General features: G+C 71.2%; 18 protein-coding genes. 7 read left to right on the top strand and 11 right to left on the bottom strand.

Going from position 1 to position 20,423, the window contains the following annotated elements; all coding sequences use genetic code 11:
• Window positions 1-6 precede the first annotated feature (6 nt).
• From ACFWP2_RS04495 to ACFWP2_RS04460, 8 genes are all read right to left on the bottom strand, one after another.
• Entirely contained in the window at window positions 7-1,284 is a 1,278-nt protein-coding gene (locus tag ACFWP2_RS04495; protein ID WP_380448142.1) for a thymidine phosphorylase, read from the bottom strand.
• A gap of 96 nt (window positions 1,285-1,380) precedes the next feature.
• Window positions 1,381-1,791 (bottom strand): cytidine deaminase, encoded by a 411-nt coding sequence (locus tag ACFWP2_RS04490; protein WP_380448140.1) that lies wholly within the window; start codon window positions 1,789-1,791, stop codon window positions 1,381-1,383.
• Window positions 1,788-3,053 carry an ABC transporter permease gene (locus ACFWP2_RS04485; protein WP_380448138.1) on the bottom strand — a complete coding sequence of 422 codons (1,266 nt, stop codon included), beginning with the start codon at window positions 3,051-3,053 and terminating at the stop codon, window positions 1,788-1,790. The genes ACFWP2_RS04490 and ACFWP2_RS04485 overlap by 4 nt, the downstream gene beginning before the upstream one ends.
• The gene (locus tag ACFWP2_RS04480) at window positions 3,050-4,210 is read right to left on the bottom strand and encodes an ABC transporter permease (RefSeq protein ID WP_380448136.1); all 1,161 of its coding nucleotides are present in this window, start codon (window positions 4,208-4,210) and stop codon (window positions 3,050-3,052) included. Before ACFWP2_RS04480 ends, ACFWP2_RS04485 begins: the two co-directional genes overlap by 4 nt.
• 3 nt (window positions 4,211-4,213) lie before the next feature.
• Window positions 4,214-5,740: an ABC transporter ATP-binding protein gene (locus tag ACFWP2_RS04475; protein ID WP_380448224.1), complete on the bottom strand. Its 1,527-nt coding sequence runs from the start codon at window positions 5,738-5,740 to the stop codon at window positions 4,214-4,216.
• 346 nt (window positions 5,741-6,086) lie between these two features.
• Window positions 6,087-7,148 (bottom strand): BMP family protein, encoded by a 1,062-nt coding sequence (locus ACFWP2_RS04470; protein ID WP_380448134.1) that lies wholly within the window; start codon window positions 7,146-7,148, stop codon window positions 6,087-6,089.
• Window positions 7,149-7,400: 252 nt separating this feature from the next.
• A complete protein-coding gene (locus ACFWP2_RS04465; protein ID WP_380448132.1) occupies window positions 7,401-8,654 on the bottom strand; it encodes an amidohydrolase in 1,254 nt (417 codons plus the stop codon).
• 212 nt (window positions 8,655-8,866) lie between these two features.
• Entirely contained in the window at window positions 8,867-10,456 is a 1,590-nt protein-coding gene (locus ACFWP2_RS04460) for a methylmalonyl-CoA mutase (RefSeq protein WP_380448130.1), read from the bottom strand.
• Between the two features lie 121 nt (window positions 10,457-10,577).
• Between ACFWP2_RS04460 and ACFWP2_RS04455 the strand changes: the two genes are divergently transcribed.
• From ACFWP2_RS04455 to ACFWP2_RS04430, 6 genes are all read left to right on the top strand, one after another.
• Window positions 10,578-11,333 carry an SDR family oxidoreductase gene (locus ACFWP2_RS04455; RefSeq protein ID WP_380448128.1) on the top strand — a complete coding sequence of 252 codons (756 nt, stop codon included), beginning with the start codon at window positions 10,578-10,580 and terminating at the stop codon, window positions 11,331-11,333.
• Window positions 11,334-11,622: 289 nt separating this feature from the next.
• Window positions 11,623-12,108 (top strand): 2-oxo-4-hydroxy-4-carboxy-5-ureidoimidazoline decarboxylase, encoded by a 486-nt coding sequence (locus ACFWP2_RS04450; RefSeq protein WP_380448126.1) that lies wholly within the window; start codon window positions 11,623-11,625, stop codon window positions 12,106-12,108.
• 353 nt (window positions 12,109-12,461) lie between these two features.
• Window positions 12,462-12,842, top strand: coding sequence for a succinate dehydrogenase, cytochrome b556 subunit (gene sdhC, locus ACFWP2_RS04445; protein ID WP_380448124.1), 381 nt, complete (start codon window positions 12,462-12,464; stop codon window positions 12,840-12,842).
• Between the two features lie 8 nt (window positions 12,843-12,850).
• Entirely contained in the window at window positions 12,851-13,342 is a 492-nt protein-coding gene (gene sdhD / locus ACFWP2_RS04440; RefSeq protein WP_360352340.1) for a succinate dehydrogenase, hydrophobic membrane anchor protein, read from the top strand.
• A gap of 51 nt (window positions 13,343-13,393) precedes the next feature.
• The gene (gene sdhA / locus ACFWP2_RS04435; protein WP_380448122.1) at window positions 13,394-15,136 is read left to right on the top strand and encodes a succinate dehydrogenase flavoprotein subunit; all 1,743 of its coding nucleotides are present in this window, start codon (window positions 13,394-13,396) and stop codon (window positions 15,134-15,136) included.
• On the top strand, window positions 15,136-15,909 hold the full coding sequence (locus ACFWP2_RS04430) for a succinate dehydrogenase iron-sulfur subunit (protein ID WP_316523749.1): 774 nt from the start codon (window positions 15,136-15,138) through the stop codon (window positions 15,907-15,909). Before sdhA ends, ACFWP2_RS04430 begins: the two co-directional genes overlap by 1 nt.
• Window positions 15,910-15,982: 73 nt before the next feature.
• Here the strand turns inward: ACFWP2_RS04430 and ACFWP2_RS04425 are convergent, their stop codons facing one another.
• Together ACFWP2_RS04425 and ACFWP2_RS04420 are read right to left on the bottom strand one after the other, a co-directional pair.
• Window positions 15,983-17,632: a hypothetical protein gene (locus ACFWP2_RS04425; RefSeq protein WP_380448119.1), complete on the bottom strand. Its 1,650-nt coding sequence runs from the start codon at window positions 17,630-17,632 to the stop codon at window positions 15,983-15,985.
• A gap of 92 nt (window positions 17,633-17,724) precedes the next feature.
• The gene (locus ACFWP2_RS04420; RefSeq protein ID WP_380448117.1) at window positions 17,725-17,982 is read right to left on the bottom strand and encodes an SCO4848 family membrane protein; all 258 of its coding nucleotides are present in this window, start codon (window positions 17,980-17,982) and stop codon (window positions 17,725-17,727) included.
• 136 nt (window positions 17,983-18,118) lie between these two features.
• Between ACFWP2_RS04420 and ACFWP2_RS04415 the strand changes: the two genes are divergently transcribed.
• A complete protein-coding gene (locus ACFWP2_RS04415; RefSeq protein ID WP_380448115.1) occupies window positions 18,119-19,324 on the top strand; it encodes a D-alanyl-D-alanine carboxypeptidase family protein in 1,206 nt (401 codons plus the stop codon).
• 69 nt (window positions 19,325-19,393) lie between these two features.
• Here the strand turns inward: ACFWP2_RS04415 and ACFWP2_RS04410 are convergent, their stop codons facing one another.
• Window positions 19,394-20,389, bottom strand: coding sequence for a YihY/virulence factor BrkB family protein (locus tag ACFWP2_RS04410; RefSeq protein WP_380448113.1), 996 nt, complete (start codon window positions 20,387-20,389; stop codon window positions 19,394-19,396).
• Window positions 20,390-20,423: the final 34 nt, after the last annotated feature.

Here is a 20,423-nt window from a genome sequence, read left to right as displayed (position 1 = left end):
GGGCTTTCAGGCGATGCGGTCGAGGACGATCGGGTTCGGGGTGAAGGCCGTGCCCGCCGGGGCGACCTCGATGCCGCCGGCCAGGGCCTCGACGGCGTAGTCGAAGCGCTCCGGGGTGTCGGTGTGCAGGGTCAGCAGGGGCTGGCCGGCCACCACGGTGTCGCCGGGCTTGGCGTGCATCTCGACGCCGGCGCCGGCCTGGACCGGGTCCTCCTTGCGGGCGCGGCCGGCGCCCAGGCGCCAGGCGCAGACGCCGATCGCGTAGGCGTCCAGGGCGGTGAGCACGCCGGAGGCGGGCGCCGGGATGACGTGCTGCTCGCGGGCGACCGGGAGCGGGGCGTCGACGTCGCCGCCCTGGGCGGCGATCATGCGGCGCCAGTGGTCCATCGCGGAGCCGTCGCGCAGCGCGTCCGCCGGGTCCTTGCCCTGCACGCCGGCCGCGGCGAGCATCTCGCGGGCGAGCGCGAGGGTCAGCTCCACGACGTCGGCCGGGCCGCCGCCCGCGAGCACCTCCAGGGACTCCCGGACCTCCAGCGCGTTGCCCGCGGTGAGGCCGAGCGGGGTGGACATGTCGGTGAGCAGGGCGACGGTGTTGACCCCGGCGGTGGTGCCCAGGCCGACCATGGTGCGGGCGAGTTCGCGGGCGTCGTCCAGGTTCTTCATGAACGCGCCGGAGCCGACCTTGACGTCCAGGACCAGCGCGCCGGTGCCCTCGGCGATCTTCTTCGACATGATCGAGGAGGCGATCAGCGGGATGGCCTCGACGGTACCGGTGACGTCGCGCAGCGCGTACAGCTTCTTGTCGGCCGGCGCGAGGCCGTCGCCCGCCGCGCAGATCACCGCGCCGGCGGAGCCCAGGACGTCCATCATCTCCTCGTTGGAGAGCAGGGCGCGCCAGCCGGGGATGGACTCCAGCTTGTCCAGGGTGCCGCCGGTGTGGCCGAGGCCGCGGCCGGACAGCTGCGGGACGGCGGCGCCGCAGGCGGCGACCAGCGGGGCGAGCGGCAGGGTGATCTTGTCGCCGACGCCGCCGGTGGAGTGCTTGTCGCTGGTGGGCAGCGGCAGCGAGGAGAAGTCCATCCGGACGCCGGAGCGGATCATGGCGTCGGTCCAGCGGCTGATCTCGCGCGGCTGCATCCCGTTCAGCAGGATCGCCATCGCCAGCGCGGACATCTGCTCGTCGGCGACCTCACCGCGGGTGTAGGCGTCGATGACCCAGTCGATCTGAGCGTCGCTCAGCTCTCCGCGATCGCGCTTGGTCCTGATGACGGAGATGGCGTCCATGCGTGCTCCAAAAAGGGTTTCAAAAGCGAAGAGTGTCGCGAGATGACCGGGTTCCGGCCCACTCGCGACACTCTACGCGCGTAACAGAAAGGGATGCTAGAGCCGCTCCGGCCCGAACGCGTCGGGCAGGACCTCGCTCATCGGCTTCACGCCCGAGGGCAGTTCGATCAGCAGCTCCGGCCCTCCGTGCTCGTACAGCAGCTGGCGGCAGCGCCCGCACGGCATCAGCAGTTCGCCCGCTCCGTCCACGCAGGTGAAGGCGACCAGCCGGCCGCCGCCGGAGGCGTGCAGCGCGGACACCAGCCCGCACTCGGCGCACAGCCCGAGCCCGTACGAGGCGTTCTCCACGTTGCAGCCCGTGATCACCCGGCCGTCGTCCACCAGGGCGGCCGCGCCGACCGGGAACCTGCTGTACGGCGCGTACGCGTGACCCATGGCCTCGCGCGCCGCCGCGCGCAGCGGCTCCCAGTCGATCGCGGACGCCGCCGGAGGAACGGGGGCGGTCACTTGCCCTGGCCCTTGCGGTAGATCTGGCCGTCCGCCTTCGGCATCCGCAGTCGTTGCGAGGCCAGCGAGAGCACCACCAGGGTGATCAGGTACGGCGTGGCGACGATCAGCGGGCGCTGCACCTCGTCGGTGAGCGAGTACCAGGCGATCAGGCCGCCGGCCACCACGAAGGAGATCGCCGTCGCGGTGTACTTGCGGCGGTACAGCTGCCAGAGCGCGAGCAGGATCATCGCGATGCCCACGGTCAGGATCAGCACGTGCACCGACTCCGGGTCGCGCAGCTGGAGGCTGTCGGTGAAGCCGAACAGGCCGGCGCCCATGGCGAGGCCGCCGGGCATCCAGTTGCCGAAGATCATCGCGGCGAGGCCGATGAAGCCGCGGCCGAGGGTCTGGCCGTCCTTGTAGAAGTGCGCCGCGACCAGCGAGAGGTACGCGCCGCCGAGGCCGGCGAAGGCACCGGAGGCGATGACCGCGAGGTACTTGTACTTGTAGACGTTGACGCCCAGCGACTCGGCGGCGGTCGGGTTCTCACCGCAGGAGCGCAGCCGCAGGCCGAACACCGTGCGCCAGAGCGCGAAGTAGCTGACCACGATCAGCGCGCCGGCCAGCAGCACGACCACCGAGATGTTGGTGACCAGGCCGCCGAGCACGCCCGCGACGTCCGAGACGAAGAACCAGTGGTGGGTCTCGATGTCCTTCAGCCAGGAGGACAGGCCCGGGATGGTGATGTACGGCAGCGGGTCGGCCGGCGGGGACTGGTTCTGGCCGGCACCGGCCGAGACGTAGTCCTTGTAGTAGATCCGGTTCACGTACGCGCAGATGCCGGGGATCAGCAGGTTGATGCCGACGCCGGAGACGATGTGGTCGACGCCGAAGGTGACGGTGACGAGCGCGTGCAGCAGGCCGCCGAGCGCCCCGCCCAGCATGCCGGCCAGCAGGCCGACCCACGGGTTGACCAGGTAGCCCGCCCAGGCGCCGCAGAAGGTGCCGGCGACCATCATGCCTTCGAGACCGATGTTGACCACACCGGCCCGCTCGGACCAGAGACCGCCCAGACCGGCCATGCCGATCGGCACGGCGGCGCTGAGCGCGGCGGTGACCTGACCGGAGGAGGTCAGCGCGTGGTTGCCGGTGGCCATGCCCACGGCGGAGAACAGCACCAGGGCGCCCGCGATCAGCAGGAGCACCACCGGCCAGGACAGCTTGCGCTTCTTCGCGGGTGCGCCCGACGCCTTCGGACGAGCAGCCGTAGCCGTACTCATGCGGACACCTCCTTCTTCTCACTGTTCGCGGCGGCCTGGGCGGCGAGCTCGGCGCCGACCTTCTGCTGCTGGCGCTTCAGGCCGTAGCGGCGCACCAGCTCGTACGCGACGACGACGCAGATGACGATGGTGCCCTTCATGACGTCGACGATCTCGAACGGGAAGCCGCCCTTGAGCGGCAGCTGCGAGCCGGAGGCGTCCAGGAAGGCGAACAGCAGCGCCGCGAAGGCCATGCCGATCGGGCTGTTCCGGCCGAGCAGGGCGATGGAGATGCCCAGGAAGCCCAGGCCGGGCTGGAAGCTCTGGCCGAAGTAGTACGAGTTCTGCAGCAGCTCGGGCAGGCCGATCAGACCGGCGATCGCGCCGGAGACCACCATCGAGATGATGACCATCTTCTTGACGTTGACGCCCGAGGCGGTCGCCGCGGACTCCGAGCGGCCGGTGGCGCGCAGGTCGAAGCCGAAGCGGGTGCGGGTCAGGGTGACCTGGAAGAGCACGCCGACCAGGGCGGCGACGAAGATGAAGCCCCAGAGGGTTCCACCGTTCGTCTCGAACGCGAAGAAGTGGCTGGACTGGGAGATCCGCTCGGTCTGGATCGAGTTGGTGGTGCCGCTGGTCTTCGGCGCGAAGACGCCGGGGACGAGCAGCAGACCGATGATCGCGACCGCGATCGAGTTCAGCATGATGGTCGAGATGACCTCGCTGACGCCGCGGTAGACCTTCAGCAGACCGGCGATGCTCGCGTACAGACCGCCGACCAGCATGGCGGTGACCAGCAGCAGCGGGATCTGGATGACGGCCGGCAGGTCCACCTTGGCGCCGACGAAGGCCGCGAACAGCGCCGCGACCTTGTACTGGCCCTCGACGCCGATGTTGAACAGGTTCATCCGGAACCCGAACGCGGCGGCCGCGGCGGCCAGGTAGTAGGTGGTGGAGCGGTTGAGGATGTTCACCTGGCCGTCCGCCTTGGTGGCGAACGTGATCATCACGTTCCACGCGTCGAACGGGTTCTTGCCCGACGTCGCCAGCAGGACGGAACAGATCGCGACGGAGAGCACGACCGCGAGCACCGGCGCGGCCAGCGCGAGCACGATCCGCTCACCGCTGAACCGCTGGGCCAGGCCGGGCTTCGCGGCGGCGGGGTTGGGACTGGTCATGGGTTACTCCCCCGCCTGCGGGTCGTCGGCGGTGTCGGTGGGCTGGTCCCCGGCCTCGGCCTCGGTGCCCTCGGCCGCGACGGCCTGCGCCTCGGCGAGGGCCTCCGGCTCGGACTCCAGGTGGCCGCTGGCGGCACCGGTCATCGCGGTGCCGAGGTCCTCGGCGGTGACGGTGGCCGGGTCGGCGTCGGCGACCAGGCGGCCGCGGTAGATCACCCGGATGGTGTCGGACAGGCCGATCAGCTCGTCCAGGTCGGCGGAGATCAGCAGGACGGCCAGACCGGCCCGCTGGGCGACCCGGATGTGCTCCCAGATCTGCGCCTGCGCGCCGACGTCCACACCGCGGGTGGGGTGGGCGGCGATCAGCAGCTTGGGCTGGTGGCTCATCTCGCGGCCGATGATCAGCTTCTGCTGGTTGCCGCCGGAGAGCGAGGCCGCGGTGACCTCGATGCCGGGAGTGCGGACGTCGTACTGCTCGACGATCCGCCAGGTGTCCGTACGGGCGGCGGCCGGGTCGAGCAGCACGCCCTTGGAGTTGGGCTCCTCGGTGACGTGGCCGAGGATGCGGTTCTCCCAGAGCGGGGCCTCCAGCAGCAGGCCGTGCTTGTGGCGGTCCTCGGGGATGTAGCCGATGCCGGCCTCGCGGCGGGCCCGGGTCAGGGTGCCGGAGAGGTCCTTGCCGTCCAGGGTGACGGCGCCGGCGTTCAGCGGCAGCATCCCCATGACGGCCTCGACCAGCTCGGCCTGGCCGTTGCCCTCGACACCGGCGATGCCGAGGATCTCGCCCTTGTGGATGCGCAGCGAGATGTCGTCCAGGACGACGCGCTCGATGCCCTCGGCGTCGGTCTTGGCGATCCGCAGGCCCTCGACGTCCAGCATCACGGTGTCGGTGACGGTCGACTCGCGGCTCTCCGGGGAGGGCAGCTCGGCGCCGACCATCAGCTCGGCGAGCTGCCGGGCGGTGACGGCCTTCGGGTCGGCGTCGCCGACCGTGGTGCCGCGCCGGATGACGCTGATCGCGTCGGCCACCGCGAGCACCTCGTGCAGCTTGTGCGAGATGAAGATGACGGTGACGCCCTCGGACACGAGCTCGCGCAGGTTGTCGAACAGCGCGTCGACCTCCTGCGGGACGAGCACGGCCGTGGGCTCGTCGAGGATCAGGATCTTGGCGCCGCGGTACAGCACCTTGAGGATCTCGACGCGCTGGCGGTCGGCGACGCCGAGGTCCTCGACCAGGGCGTCCGGGCGCACGCCCAGGCCGTACTGGTCGGAGATCTCCCTGATCTTCGCCCTCGCCTTGGCGCCGATGCCGTGGAGCTTCTCGCCGCCGAGGACGACGTTCTCCCACACCGTGAGGTTGTCGGCGAGCATGAAGTGCTGGTGCACCATGCCGACGCCGCGGGAGATGGCGTCGCCGGGGGTGTTGAACTCGCACAGCTCGCCGTTGATCGCGATGGTGCCCTCGTCCGGCTTCTGCATGCCGTAGAGGATCTTCATCAGCGTCGACTTGCCGGCGCCGTTCTCACCCATCAGGGCGTGCACGGTTCCGGTGCGGACGGTGAGGTTGATGTCGTGGTTGGCCACGACACCCGGGAAGCGCTTGGTGATGCCGCGCAGTTCGACGGCCGGTGTCGCCGTCCCCGCGCTGGGGGTGCCGTCCTTGCGCAGGGGGACGGGGTCGGATGCGGTGATGGCGATCTCCTGGTGGTCTGGAGGCGCGTCGTTGCGCACGGAGGGCCAAGGGGGAACGGGGAGACGGAACGGGGCCCGGGGGTACGCGTTGAGCGCACCCTGCCGGGCCCCTCCCGTGAACTGTCCGGATGCGTCGCGCTGCCGGGCAGGCGGCAGGCGCTGCGGTGTCCGGGACGCGCGGTCCTTACTTGACCGGCGCGGTCGGAATGGTGGTGGCGCCCGACTTGATCGCGTCGGAGGCGGCCTTCAGCTTGTCCTGGATGTCGTCGATCTTGCCGCCGGTGATGGCGAGCGAGACACCGTCGGCCTTCAGGTCGAACAGCTTGATGCCGGTCGGGCTCTGGCCCTGCTTGACCGACTGGATGTACGAGAACACCGCGTTGTCGACGTTCTTGACCATCGAGGTCAGGATGCTGTTCTTGTACTTCGCCAGGGCCGGCTGGCTGGCCTGGTCGGAGTCGACGCCGATGGCCAGGGCGCCCGGCTTGTTGGCGACGGCCTCGATGGCGCCGTTGCCGGAGGAGCCGGCGGCGGTGTAGATGACGTCCGCGCCCTTGTCGAGCTGACCCTGGGCGGCCTCCTTGCCCTTGTCGGGCGAGGCGAAGCCGGTGAAGTCCGGCGGGGTGGTCAGGTAGGTGGTCTCGACCGTGATGTTCGGGTCGACGGACTTGACGCCCGCGGTGTAACCGGCCTCGAACTTCTTGATCAGCTCGGACTGCACACCGCCGATGAAGCCGACGTGCTTGGCCTTCGACTTGTTCGCGGCGGCGACACCGGCCAGGTACGAGCCCTCCTGCTCGGCGAAGAGCAGCGAGGTGACGTTGGCCGGCTGGTCCTTGTCGTTCGAGTCGATGATCGCGAACTTGACGCCCGGGTTGTCCTTGGCGACCTTGTCGACGGCCGGCTGGTAGACGAAGCCGACCGCGATGATCGTCTTGTAACCCGCGTCGATCAGGTTCTTGAGACGGGTCTCCTTGTCGGCCTCGGCCTCGCCGGACTTGGCCTCGGCCTCGGTCACGGAGACGCCCAGCTCGGACTTGGCCCGGTCGAGGCCACGGGCGGCGGAGTCGTTGAACGACTGGTCGCCGCGGCCGCCGATGTCGTAGGCCATGCCGACCTTGAGCGAGCCGTCGCCCGAGGCGGAGGAGGAGGAGGAGTCGGTGCTCTTTGCGCCGCAAGCGGCGAGCGAGGCCATGCCCAGGGAACCCGAGAGCACAACCGCGGCGAGCTTCATTGAACGGCGCAAGGGGATATCTCCTTCTACACGCAACCGTTTAGCGTGGTCGGACGCCACCGTAACGCGCGTAGAACACGGTTGTGTTACGGGGTGCCGGAGCATACGGGTTGTTATCAAACCGTGGTCTGATGTTCTTCCCGGGGCTCTATCCCCCGCGCGGACGGTGATCCGAGATCGGTTCGGCCAGTTTACGGAACCATTTCGCGACACCGGATCCCGCCATTCCGCTCCGTGCCGGCCGCACCGCCCCCGGACCCGCCGTCAGCTGCCGTCCGCCTCCAGCGCGAGCGCCGAGAACAGCTCCACGCCGACGCCGATCGCCCGCTCGTCCACGTCGAAGCGGCCCTGGTGCAGGTCCCGCACCGTGGCGTCGCCGGGGGCGCGGACGCCCAGCCGGGCCAGGGCGCCCGGGGCGTGCTCCAGGTACCAGGAGAAGTCCTCGCCGCCCAGGCTCTGCTCGGTCCCCTCCACCACCACGGCGCCGTCCCGGCCGAAGCGGGCGTGCATCGCCTCGTCCAGCCGTGCGACCGAGACCGCCTCGTTCACCACCGGCGGCACCCCGCGGTGGTAGTCCAGCGTCCACTTGGCCCGGTAGGTCTCGGACACCTTGGCGATCAGCTCGTGCAGCAGGTCCGGCGCCTCACGCCAGCCGTCCAGCTCCAGGCAGCGGACGGTGCCCTCCAACTCGGCGTGCTGCGGGATGACGTTGGGCGCGGAACCGGAGGCGATCCGCCCCCAGACCAGGCTGACGCCCCAGCGCGGGTCCATCCGGCGGGCCAGCGAGCCCGGGAGGTCGGCGGCCATCTTGGCGACCGCGGTGACCAGGTCCGTGGTCAGGTGCGGACGGGCGGTGTGCCCGCCGGGGCCGTCCAGGTGCAGCAGCAGGCGGTCGCAGGCCGAGGTGATCGCCCCGACCCGCAGGGCGATCCGGCCGACCTCCACCTTCGGGTCACAGTGCACCGCGAAGATCCGCCCGACGCCGGCCATCCCGCCGGCCTTGATCACGTCCAGCGCGCCGCCCGGCATGACCTCCTCGGCGGGCTGGAACACCAGCCGGACGGGGCGGCGCAGCTCGCCGGTGCGGACGGCCTCGGCCAGCACCAGGCCGGTGCCCAGCACCACCGAGGTGTGCACGTCGTGGCCGCAGGCGTGGGCCCGGCCGGGGACGGTGGAGCGGTACGGCACGTCGGTCTTGGCGTCGTCGATCGGCAGCGCGTCGATGTCGGCGCGGAAGGCCAGGAACTCCGTCCCCGGGGTGGTGCCGGGCGGAACGATGTCGACGAGCAGGCCGGTGCCGCCGGGCAGCACCCGGGGTTCGAGGCCGGCGGCCACCAGTCGGTCGCACAGCAGCCCGGTGGTTCGGAACTCCTGGCGGCCCAGCTCCGGGTGCCGGTGCAGATCACGGCGGAAGGCGATCAGCTCGGGCTCCAGCTCCCGGACCCGCTCGCGCAGATCGGCGGCGGGGCGTGCGACGGCGAGAGTGGTGCCCGGCTGAGCGGGCTCAGGACGGTTCATCTCGCCAATCGTAGGCCCGTTGGGGGGATTTGGCCCGACTTCCGGAAAATTAGTCCCCGGATGGGTGCATACCGGCCGGACACGTGGGTATGACATCTTGTTTCAGCCGCCTTCCCCGGATTGCGTGCCCTGTGCAACGATCCCCCCGGCCGGCGGTCACGGCCGCCACCTCCTCGACGACACCCGGGGGTTGACGGCCGTTCAGCGCGAGGTCAGAAGCGCTCCACCGGGGCGTACGTCCCCCACACCCCGCGCAGCGCGTCGCACACCTCCCCGACGGTGGCCCGGGCGGCCAGCGCCTCCTTCATCGGGTAGAGCACGTTGTCCGCCCCCTCGGCCGTACGGCGCAGCGCGTCCAGCGCCCGGGTGACGGCGCCGGCGGAGCGCTCGGCCCGCAGCCGGGCCAGCCGCCGCGCCTGCCGCTCCTCGATCGCCGGGTCCACCCGCAGCGGCTGGTACGGCTCCTCCGTGTCCGACCGGAAGCGGTTGACCCCGACCACCGTCCGCTCCCCGGAGTCGGTCTCCTGCTGGAGCCGGTAGGCGGTGCGCTCGATCTCGCCCTTCTGGTAGCCGCGTTCGATCGCGGCCACCGCGCCGCCCTGCTCCTCGATCCGGTCCATCAGCGCCCTCGCGGCGGCCTCCACCTCGTCGGTGAGCGACTCGACGGCGTAGGAGCCGGCGAACGGGTCGACGGTGGCGGTCACGTCGGTCTCGTACGCGAGCACCTGCTGGGTGCGCAGGGCGAGCCGGGCGGCCTTCTCGGTGGGCAGCGCGATGGCCTCGTCGAAGCCGTTGGTGTGCAGCGACTGGGTGCCGCCGAGCACCGCGGCGAGCGCCTGCACGGTGACCCGGGCCAGGTTGACCTCGGGCTGCTGGGCGGTGAGCTGCACTCCCGCGGTCTGGGCGTGGAAGCGCAGCATCTGCGAACGCGGGTCCCGGGCGCCGAACACGTCCCGCATGATTCTGGCCCAAATCCTGCGTGCGGCCCGGAACTTGGCCACTTCCTCCAGCAGGGTCACCCGGGCCACGAAGAAGAAGGAGAGCCGGGGGGCGAAGTCGTCCACGGCCATCCCGGCGGCGAGCGCGGTACGGACGTAGGCGATGCCGTTGGCCAGTGTGAAGGCGATCTCCTGCGCGGGATCGGCCCCGGCCTCGGCCATGTGGTACCCGGAGACGGAGATGGTGTTCCAGCGCGGGATCTCGGCCCGGCAGTACCGGAACACGTCGGCGGCCAGCCGCAGCGAGGGCTGCGGCGGGAAGATGTAGGTGCCGCGGGCGATGTACTCCTTCAGCACGTCGTTCTGGACCGTGCCGGTGAGCGCCGCCGGCGCCACCCCCTGGGCCTCGCCGACCAGTTGGTAGAGGAGCAGGAGCAGGGCGGCGGGCGCGTTGATGGTCATCGAGGTGGACACCCCGCCGAGCGGGATGCCGTCGAACAGCACCGCCATGTCCTCGACGCTGTCCACCGCGACGCCCACCTTGCCGACCTCCCCGGCGGCGAGCGGCGCGTCCGAGTCGTAGCCCATCTGGGTGGGCAGGTCGAAGGCGACCGAGAGGCCGGTGCCGCCGCCCGCGATCAGCCGGCGGTAGCGGGTGTTGGACTCGGCGGCGGTGCCGAAGCCCGCGTACTGGCGCATCGTCCAGGGGCGGCCGGTGTACATCGTCGGATAGACGCCCCGGGTGTAGGGGTACTCCCCCGGCCGGCCCAGCCGGGCGCCGGCGTCCCAGCCGGCCAGGGACCCGGGGCCGTACAGCGGCTCGATCGCGAAACCCGACTCGGCGCGGCGCGGCTCGGCGGTCATGGGGTGCCTCCTCCGGAGCTGGGGAGCGGGGTCCTCGCAATGTAGGCCCTGACCGGCCCGCCGAGGCGGCGACGCGGTTGAGATGATCGGGTGAACGACCGACGAGCCCCAGGGAGTGGCAATGACCGAGCAGAAGGTGGCCGTGGTCACCGGTGCCAGCAGCGGAATCGGCGCGGCGACCGCCCGCCGACTGGCCGCCGAGGGCTTCGACGTGGTGCTGACCGCCCGCCGCACCGACCGCGTCGAGGCGCTGGCGAAGGAGATCGCCGAGCGGGGCGGTTCGGCCCGGGCCGTCACCCTGGACGTCACCGACCGGGCCGCGGTGGACGCCTTCGCGGCCGCGGTCGGCCGGGTGGACGTCCTGGTGAACAACGCCGGCGGCGCGATCGGCGCCGAGACCGTCGAACACGGGGACCCGGCCGACTGGCGGGCCATGTACGAGGTGAACGTGCTCGGCGTGCTGCACGTGACCCAGGCCCTGCTGCCGGCCCTGCGGGCCACCGGCGACGGAACCGTGCTGGTGCTCTCCTCGACCGCCGCGCTGGCCGCCTACGAGGGCGGCGGCGGGTACGTCGCCGCCAAGCACGCCGCGCACACCATCGCCGCCACGCTGCGGCTGGAGCTGTGCGGGGAGCCGATCCGGGTGATCGAGATCGCGCCCGGCATGGTGAAGTCCGAGGGCTTCGCGGTCACCCGCTTCCGCGGCGACGAGGAGAAGGCCGCCGCCGTGTACGCGGGCGTGGCCGAACCGCTCACCTCGGAGGACATCGCGGACACCGTGGCGTGGGCGGTCACCCGGCCCTCGCACGTCAACATCGACCTGCTGGTGGTCCGCCCCCGGGCGCAGGCCGCCAACCACAAGGTCCACCGCGCCTGAGCCGGCCGGCCGCGCGGGAAGGGGAGGGCGGCGCTGACGCACAGGTGTCAACGTCACAACTTGATAGCTCGTCCGGATGAATTCGGCGCGCGCCCTCCCCAACTGATGACCGCTCAACTACCTTTGAGGCGCAGGTCGACCGGCGCCAACGCGCCCCTCGGCAGCCCCCATCCCACCTGTTCACCACCCCACTCCACCGGCACCTTCCCGCCCTCACGAGGAGGACCCGCTGGCCAGCGACATCCCGCCACAGCGGCTCGACGTCACGACGGAGCCGACCCTCCTCGGGTTGCACCGCTTCAACGAAGCCGACGCCGGCGCTGCCGAGGAGGCCCTACTGGCCTGCTGCGGCAGCCACCGCTGGGCCCTGCGACTCACCGCCCACCGGCCCTACCCCGACATCGAGTCCCTGCTGGCCGCGGCCAGCGAGGCCTCCTACGACCTGCGCCCGGCCGACCTCGCCGAGGCACTGGCCGACGAGAGCTGGATGCCGCAGCCACTGCTCGGCATGCGGGCTCCCGGAAGCCAGGCCGCGCACACCGCCCTGCGGGCGGCGCACGCCGCGTACGAGGCCCGGTTCGGCCACGTGTTCGTGGTCTGCCTGGAAGGGGTCGCCCCGGAGGAGATGCTCGACACCGTGCTCTCCTCCATCCGCACCCGCCTCGCCAACGACCCGGACGAGGAGCGGCTGATCGCGGCCGACGAACTCCGCCGGATCGCCCTCACCCGCCTGGAGCACCTGGTCGCCACCCCCTCGGAGGCCGCGGCGCGCTGAGCACGCATCACGCACTCCCCTCACCCGCGAGGGTGAACCAACCCGCGAAACCGCCCGAACGAGTGAGGCCGAAGCACCGCCCGATCCGAACCACCGCCGAACCACCGACCGCCCCGCCCCGCGCCCCTCACCCTCCGGCGCGGGGCGCGAGCATGCCGTCACCCATCGTGATGACCTCGGGTTTGGTTCCCGCCCCGCTAGGCCAGAAGTGCCTGATTGATCACACCTGGGGCCCCCGGAGGCGGTTCACGACAAGGCGTCGATAGGATGCTGGCGGCCGGTGGACCGTACCCGGCCGGGCTGACCGACACCGAAGCCGGCCGAGCCCCCAATCGCTTCCGGAGGGTTTTTCCGTGCCGGCTGGAACGCTGTACCGCGGCCGGGAAGGCATGTGGAGCTGGGTGGCTCATCGAGTCACCGGCGTCCTCATCTTCTTCTTCCTGTTCGCCCACGTCCTCGACACCGCCCTCGTGCGAGTGTCGCCGGAGTCCTACGACACCGTCATCCAGACGTACAAGACTCCGCTCGTGAACCTGATGGAGTACGGCCTGGTGGCCGCCATCCTGTTCCACGCCCTCAACGGCCTGCGCGTCGTCGCGGTGGACTTCTGGTCCAAGGGCCCGAAGTACCAGAAGCAGATGCTCTGGAGCGTCGTCGCCGTCTGGGTCCTCCTGATGGCCGGTTCCTTCTACGGGATCCTCCAGCACACGCTGATCTCCTGGTTCGGGAAGTGAGCCGAGACATGTCCACGGAAATCTCCGACGCCATCGTCGTCCCCTCCAAGCAGGCGCACACCGGCAAGGGACTGGGCACCGGCAACCCGGCCGACGCGTTCGTCATCGAGCCCCCGCGCCAGCGGACCAAGAAGACCCCGCGTCGCACCCGCACCAACTTCGAGATGCTGGCCTGGCTCTTCATGCGCCTGTCCGGTGTCGTCCTGGTCGTGCTGATCCTCGGCCACCTGCTGATCATGCTGGTGCTCGACGGCGGCGTCTCCAAGATCGGCTTCGCCTTCGTGGCCGGCCGCTGGGCCTCGCCGTTCTGGCAGGGCTGGGACCTTCTGATGCTCTGGCTCGCCATGCTGCACGGCGCCAACGGCATGCGTCAGGTCATCAACGACTACGCCGAGAAGGACTCGACCCGGCTCTGGCTCAAGGGACTCATGGGTACCGCCACGGTCTTCACCGTGCTGCTGGGCACCCTGGTGATCTTCACCTTCGACCCCAACATCTGAGCCGCGAGCACCATCGACCATCGGCAGAGGCCAGAGGCGAGTTAACCCCCCATGCAGATTCACCAGTACGACACCGTCATCGTCGGCGCCGGCGGCGCTGGCATGCGCGCGGCCATCGAGTCGACGCAGCGCAGCCGCACCGCCGTCCTGACCAAGCTCTACCCCACCCGGTCCCACACCGGCGCGGCCCAGGGCGGCATGTGCGCCGCCCTCGCCAACGTCGAGGAGGACAACTGGGAGTGGCACACCTTCGACACGGTCAAGGGTGGTGACTACCTGGTCGACCAGGACGCCGCCGAGATCATGTGCAAGGAGGCCATCGACGCCGTCCTCGACCTGGAGAAGATGGGCCTGCCCTTCTCCCGCACCGAGCAGGGCCGGATCGACCAGCGCCGCTTCGGCGGTCACTCCCGCAACCACGGCGAGGCCCCGGTCCGCCGCTCGTGCTACGCGGCCGACCGCACCGGTCACATGATCCTCCAGACGCTGTTCCAGAACTGCGTCAAGCACGGCGTCGAGTTCTTCAACGAGTTCTACGTCCTCGACCTGCTGATCAACGAGGGCAAGACGGCCGGCGTCGTCGCGTACGAGCTCGCCACCGGCGAGATCCACGTCTTCCAGGCCAAGTCGGTCGTGTTCGCCTCCGGCGGCACCGGCAAGTTCTTCAAGGTCTCCTCCAACGCCCACACCCTCACCGGTGACGGCCAGGCCCTGGTCTACCGCCGCGGCCTGCCGCTGGAGGACATGGAGTTCTTCCAGTTCCACCCGACGGGCATCTGGCGCATGGGCATCCTGCTCACCGAGGGCGCCCGCGGCGAGGGCGGCATCCTGCGCAACAAGGACGGCGAGCGCTTCATGGAGCGCTACGCCCCCGTCATGAAGGACCTCGCGTCCCGTGACGTCTGCTCCCGCGCGATCTACACCGAGATCCGCGAGGGCCGCGGCTGCGGTCCCGACGGCGACCACGTCTACCTGGACCTGACCCACCTGCCGCCGGAGCAGCTGGACGCCAAGCTGCCGGACATCACCGAGTTCGCGCGCACCTACCTCGGCATCGAGCCCTACACGGACCCGATCCCGATCCAGCCCACCGCGCACTACGCCATGGGCGGCATCCCGACCAACGTCGAGGGTGAGGTCCTGCGCAACAACACCGACGTCGTCCCCGGCCTGTACGCGGCCGGCGAGGTCGCCTGCGTGTCCGTGCACGGCGCCAACCGCCTGGGCACCAACTCGCTGCTGGACATCAACGTGTTCGGCCGCCGCGCGGGCATCGCCGCCGCCGACTACGCCAACGCGAACGGCTTCGTCGAGCTGCCGGAGAACCCGGAGGAGAAGGTGCAGGCGCTGGTCGACGGCCTGCGCGAGTCCACCGGCACCGAGTCCGTGGGGCAGATCCGCAAGGAGCTGCAGGAGACCATGGACGCCAACGCCATGGTCTACCGCACCGGCGCCACCCTGAAGCAGGCGGTCGAGGACATCGCCGCGCTGAAGGAGCGCTACAAGAACGTCTCCATCCAGGACAAGGGCTTCCGGTACAACACGGACCTGCTGGAGGCCGTCGAGCTCGGCAACCTGCTCGACCTGGCCGAGGTTCTGGCCGTCTCCGCGCTGGCCCGCGAGGAGTCCCGCGGCGGCCACTACCGCGAGGACTTCCCGACCCGTGACGACGTGAAGTTCATGCAGCACACCATGGCGTACCAGGAGGTGGACGCCGACGGCACCACCTCCATCCGCCTCGACTACAAGCCGGTCGTCACGACCCGCTACCAGCCGATGGAGCGTAAGTACTGATGAGCACTCCGACCGTGGAGAAGCACTCGGCCGCTCTGGACGCGGTCGAAGCCGGCGCCGTCCAGCCGATCACCGTCACCTTCCGGATCCGCCGGTTCAACCCGGAGGAGCACCCGGACCCGGTGTGGGTGGACTACCAGCTGACGATGGACCCGAAGGAGCGCGTCCTGGACGCGCTCAACAAGATCAAGTGGGAGCAGGACGGCACCCTCACCTACCGCCGTTCCTGCGCGCACGGCATCTGCGGCTCCGACGCCATGCGGATCAACGGCCGCAACCGGCTGGCGTGCAAGACCCTGATCAAGGACGTCGACCCGGAGAAGCCGATCACGATCGAGGCCATCAAGGGCCTGACGGTCCTCAAGGACCTGGTCGTGGACATGGACCCGTTCTTCCAGGCGTACAAGGACGTCATGCCGTTCCTCATCACCAAGGGGAACGAGCCGACCCGCGAGCGCCTGCAGTCCGCCGAGGACCGCGAGCGCTTCGACGACACCACCAAGTGCATCCTGTGCGCCGCGTGCACGTCGTCCTGCCCGGTGTTCTGGAACGACGGCCAGTACTTCGGCCCGGCCGCCATCGTCAACGCGCACCGCTTCATCTTCGACTCGCGCGACGAGGGTGCCGAGCAGCGCCTGGAGATCCTCAACGACCGTGAGGGCGTGTGGCGCTGCCGCACCACCTTCAACTGCTCCGAGGCCTGCCCGCGCGGCATCGAGGTCACCAAGGCGATCCAGGAAGTGAAGCGGGCCCTGGTCACCCGCCGCTTCTGATCCCCGCCTGACAGCCCGGAGGCCCCCGCCCCGATCATCCGATCGGGGCGGGGGCCTCCGGCGTTCCCGGGCTCTAACGCAGCGCGCCGAGGTCCTTCGGAGCGGACCAGCCGCTGAAGGTCACCAGGTGCCGGTCGGGAGTGACGGCCCACAGGTCCGGCTTGCCGTCCCCGTCCCCGTCGCCCGCACTGTCGAGGGTCGGGTACGCGGCGGTGGTGAAGCCGGTGGCGACCACGTTCGCCGAGGGATCGGCGAGGGCGGAGAAGTCCAGCAGATCGTCGGACGTCCTGGTGACCGGGTAGGCGTGCAGGGTGCCGGTGGCCCGCTCGCGCGCCCACACGGTGAGGTTGCCGGAGGCGTCCGCGCCCGGGGCGATCAGCTCGTAGCCGCTCCAGTCGCCGGTGGTGGCGACGGGCTGGGCGTAGCCGTAGCCACGGCCCGTGTCGATGAAGGCGTACAGCTTGCCGTGCTCGACCGAGAGGAGCGTCGGCAGGGACGGCTCGGTGCCGGTGCGGACGCCGACCGCGACGAGCTGGTCGGCAGCGGACCAGTCCGCGGCGTAGTCCTCGGGGCAGGCGATCGACCCACCCGCGGGATCGAGGCAGTCGGACGGCTTCCACGCGAAAGTGGGCAGTCGGTCGCTGAAGTCGCCCTTGCTCCAGTTGGCGTAGACGTACAGGCCCCCGCCGTTGCCCTTGGGGCGCACCACCAGGTCGTCGCCGGGTCCGTGGATGTTGGCCCAGCCCCGGTGCAGCACCTGGTAGTCCTGCCAGCCGGCGTGTGCCGGGGCGAGCGCGGCCGGGACGATGGAGCTCGGAGTGGTGTCCGCGGCGGCGGCGCTGATGAGCTGCAGGTTGCCCTGGGCGTCCGGGAGCAGGATGTCCGGCACGGCGTCGCCGTCGACATCACCGGGGACGGCCGGCTTGGGGCGCGGGTCCCACGGCGCGTAGAAGGCGTAGGTGGAGGGCTGGCCGACGTTGCCCGCGTCGTCCATGGCCTGGACGGTCAGGAGGTTGGTGCCCCAGTCCTTGGGCTTGAGGGTGAGCTGGGCGGTGCCGTCGGCGCCCGCCTTGACGGTGTGCCCGGAGGCGCAGTCCCAGCCGACGCCGAGCGAGCCGTTCAGCACGTACTGGTAGCAGGCCACGCCGGAGGCCTGGCCGCCGGCCGGGGCGGCGTCGAGGCCCTTGAGGGTGAAGACGCCGTTCTCACCGGCGTACTTGCCGGGGGTGGTGCCGGAGCCGGTCTCCGGGAAGTCGGTGGAGGAGACGGACAGGCCCGGGTGGGTCAGGTCGACCCGGAAGTGGCAGGTCGGAGCGGGCTTGCCGCTGCCCGGGTCGTACGCGGGCCAGGTCTGCCAGGAGTAGGAATGGCCGTCCGCCAGGCCGCTGGTGGCCAGCCGGGCGGTACCGCCGGTGACGTCGACGGCGGTGTCGACGATCTTGTCGTGCTCCGGGGTCGAGTCGTCCCAGACCTTGAAGCGCACCTGTGGCGAGGTGGCCGAGACGGTCAGCACCGGGTTCGCGACCTCCAGCCAGCCGGGGGCGGTGGTGTCGTCGCAGGCGTCGGTGCGGACGCCGGTGGCGGCGAAGCCCGGTGCGGGCAGCGCCTTCGGGTCGGTGACCGCCTCCCCCGGAACGGCGGCGGCACCCGGCGCCGCGAGCAGACCGGCGGCGAGCACCGCCGCGGTGGCCCCGCCGATGCGACGGGCGTGTCGAAGTGTCATGAAGGTTCCCCACCCCTGGTGTCCAACGGACCGGTTTCATGTGAAAGCGGTGAGGATCCTGCCAGTGGGGACCGACAGCGGCAACGGGATTGTCAGTCGGTGGCCGGGGTGCGGCGGGTGGCGCGCAGGCCGCGGACGCCGATGGTGCCGACGGCGATGCCGAGGGCGAAGGAGGTGACGGCGAGGAGGAGGTGGACCCAGAAGAAGGCGGTGGGCTGGGAGTGGTCGCCGCCGGTGAACGCCTGGCCGCCGGAGTCCTTCCAGAGGTTCTTCACGAAGGTCGTCCAGATGATGATCGACCAGACCCCGAAGGCGGTCAGGAACCAGGAGGTGCGGCGGCTGAGCTTCATGGGGGTCCTCGGCGTGTGAAGGCGGTGTGCGTCCCCAGTATGCGCGGGCCGCCGATCGGCGTACGGCGGGCCCCTCCTGCGGAGGACGGGCTGCGGGGGGCGGGCGCCGGAAGCGGTGAGTGGGTACGGTCTGCTGGTGCCCACACCCCGTCTCACGTTCGCGCGCCTGTGCGCCGCGGTCACCGCGGCCCTGCCGGTACTGCTCGCCGCCCCGGCGGGCGCGGCCCCGCAGCAGCCGCCGCCGTCGGTCGCGATCGGTGGCGAGCGGCTCGGGCTCCCGGGGGTGCAGGTCGCCCCGATGGCGGGCGCCCCGCCGCTGCCCGGCGACCTCACCGGCCGGTCCTGGATGGTCTCCGACGTGGCGTCGGGGGAGGTGCTGGCGGCCAGCAATCCGCATCTGCGGCTGCCCCCGGCGAGCACCCTGAAGATCCTCTTCGCGGACACGGTGCTGCCCAAGTTCGACCGCGACGCGGTGCACCGGGTGGCCGACGAGGAGATCCAGGGGATCGGCCCCGGCAGCAGCCTGGTCGGCATCAAGGAGGACCTGGACTACCGGGTCGAGGACCTGTGGCGCGGGGTGTTCCTGAGTTCCGGCAACGACGCGGTGCACGTCCTGGCGCACATGAACGGCGGGATCCAGCGGACCGTCGCCGAGATGCAGGCGCGCGCCGAAGCGCTCCAGGCGCGGGACACCAGGGTGGTCTCCCCGGACGGCTACGACATGGACGGCCAGGTCTCCTCGGCCTACGACCTGTCGCTGATGGCCCGGGCCGGTCTGCGCAACCCGGACTTCCGGATGTACTGCGCCACCCGGGACGCGATGTTCCCGGGCGCCGTCGACCGGAAGACCGGCCAGCGCGGCAGCTTCGGGATCGCCAACACCGACCGGCTGCTGGGCAAGTACCCGGGCCTGATCGGCGTGAAGAACGGCACCACCACCAACGCCGGCTCGACCTTCGTCGGCGCCGCCGAGCGCGGCGGCCGCACCCTGCTGGTGACGGTGATGCACCCGGCGAGCTACCAGAAGGTGTACGACGAGACGGCCGCGCTGCTGGACTGGGGCTTCGCCGCGGCCGGCAAGGTCCAGCCGGTCGGCAGGCTGGTCGACGAGCTGCCGCCCGGCGGCGCCGAGCCGGCCGGCCAGGCCGGCGGCACCGACGGCCCGCCCGCGCCACCGCCGCACCCCTCGGCCCCGGCCGCCCCCGCGGCGTCCGCCGCGGCGGACGGGAACGGCTGGTTCGGCCCGGTCGGCTGGTCGGCCGTGGTGCTCGCCGGGGCCGCGGCCGGGTTCGGCGCGGTGGTGCTGCGACGGCGCCGCTCCGCCGGCCGGTCCCCCGGCTGATCCCCGGCCGATCCCCGCCTGGTCCGCCGCCTGGTCCGCCGCCGCGCCGGCCCGTGGGAGGGCCCGGTCTCAGTCCTGGGGCCGGGTGCTCCCCTTCCCCGTCGCCTCCTTCTTCTTCCCGGCCCGGACGGCCCGCTCCGCGGCGTCCGCCTCGGCCGCCGCCTCCGCCTTGTCGGCCGCCTCCAGCAGCGTCCGACCGTGCGCCCTGGTCCGTTCCCGGGCGGCCCGCGGGTCGGCCGTCGCCGTCCAGGCCACGCAGTACATCAGCAGCCGGGAGACGAAGTTGATCCACAGCAGCAGCGCCACGGGCGTGGCGAACGCCCCGTAGAGGCTCCGTCCGGCGACCGAGCCCAGGTAGGAGGCGAGCAGCAGCTTCAGCAGCTCGAAGCCGACCGAGCCGATCAGCGCGCCCTGCACGAGGTCCCGGCGGCGCTGGTCGGTGATCCCGGGGAAGGGCGCCAGCAGGTAGGCGAAGAGCAGCATGTCGCACGCTATGGCGATCAGCACGCCGACGGTGGTCAGCAGGTATCCGCTGCCCAGGCCGGTCGCGTCGGCGATCCGGCCGGCCAGTGTGGTCCCGGTGGCGGAGGCGGCCAGCGAGAACAGCGACACCAGGCCGAGGCCGGCCAGCACCGCCACGTCCCAGGCCTTGCGCAGCACCGGGTTGCCCTCCTCCTGGGGCAGCTGCCACAGGTCCCGGATCGAGGTGCGCATGGTGTCCACCCAGCCGAGGCCGGAGATCAGCAGCAGCGCCCCGCCGACCAGTCCGACGGTGCCCGCGTTGGACACCAGGGCGGGCAGGTTGAGCGCGTCCGAGAGCCCCGGCAGCTGGTCGGCGATGTGCTCCTGGAGCTCGTGCACCCGGCTGTCGCTCAGCGCCGCGGCGGCGATCGCCAGGCCCACCGTGAGCAGCGGGAACAGGGCGAGGAAGCCGAAGAAGGTGACGGCGCCGGCCAGCCGGTTGCCCCGGGCGGCGGAGAAGTACTCGTACACCCGGTACGGGCGGCTGCGCAGCACCCGGGCCACGAGCGGGCCGACAACCGGCAGACGGGTCAGGAAGTCCACCTACCGGTTATACCGGCATGTCCCCCGAACGGGT

Origin of the sequence: Kitasatospora sp. NPDC058444 (genome assembly GCF_042721415.1) — a bacterium.
Lineage (GTDB): Bacteria > Actinomycetota > Actinomycetes > Streptomycetales > Streptomycetaceae > Kitasatospora.
The sequence above is the reverse complement of the archived record's forward strand: the minus strand, read 5'-3'. Positions and strand labels throughout refer to the sequence as shown.

Excerpts from the sequence above, each read along its gene's own strand:
- ACFWP2_RS04495 (WP_380448142.1), bottom strand. The coding sequence starts at position 1,284 with ATGGACGCCATCTCCGTCATCAGGACCAAGCGCGATCGCGGAGAGCTG.
- ACFWP2_RS04485 (WP_380448138.1), bottom strand. The coding sequence starts at position 3,053 with ATGAGTACGGCTACGGCTGCTCGTCCGAAGGCGTCGGGCGCACCCGCG.
- ACFWP2_RS04480 (WP_380448136.1), bottom strand. The coding sequence starts at position 4,210 with ATGACCAGTCCCAACCCCGCCGCCGCGAAGCCCGGCCTGGCCCAGCGG.
- ACFWP2_RS04475 (WP_380448224.1), bottom strand. The coding sequence starts at position 5,740 with ATGGGTGAGAACGGCGCCGGCAAGTCGACGCTGATGAAGATCCTCTAC.
- ACFWP2_RS04465 (WP_380448132.1), bottom strand. The coding sequence starts at position 8,654 with ATGAACCGTCCTGAGCCCGCTCAGCCGGGCACCACTCTCGCCGTCGCA.
- ACFWP2_RS04460 (WP_380448130.1), bottom strand. The coding sequence starts at position 10,456 with ATGACCGCCGAGCCGCGCCGCGCCGAGTCGGGTTTCGCGATCGAGCCG.
- ACFWP2_RS04455 (WP_380448128.1), top strand. The coding sequence starts at position 10,578 with ATGACCGAGCAGAAGGTGGCCGTGGTCACCGGTGCCAGCAGCGGAATC.
- sdhD (WP_360352340.1), top strand. The coding sequence starts at position 12,851 with ATGTCCACGGAAATCTCCGACGCCATCGTCGTCCCCTCCAAGCAGGCG.
- sdhA (WP_380448122.1), top strand. The coding sequence starts at position 13,394 with ATGCAGATTCACCAGTACGACACCGTCATCGTCGGCGCCGGCGGCGCT.
- ACFWP2_RS04430 (WP_316523749.1), top strand. The coding sequence starts at position 15,136 with ATGAGCACTCCGACCGTGGAGAAGCACTCGGCCGCTCTGGACGCGGTC.
- ACFWP2_RS04425 (WP_380448119.1), bottom strand. The coding sequence starts at position 17,632 with ATGACACTTCGACACGCCCGTCGCATCGGCGGGGCCACCGCGGCGGTG.
- ACFWP2_RS04420 (WP_380448117.1), bottom strand. The coding sequence starts at position 17,982 with ATGAAGCTCAGCCGCCGCACCTCCTGGTTCCTGACCGCCTTCGGGGTC.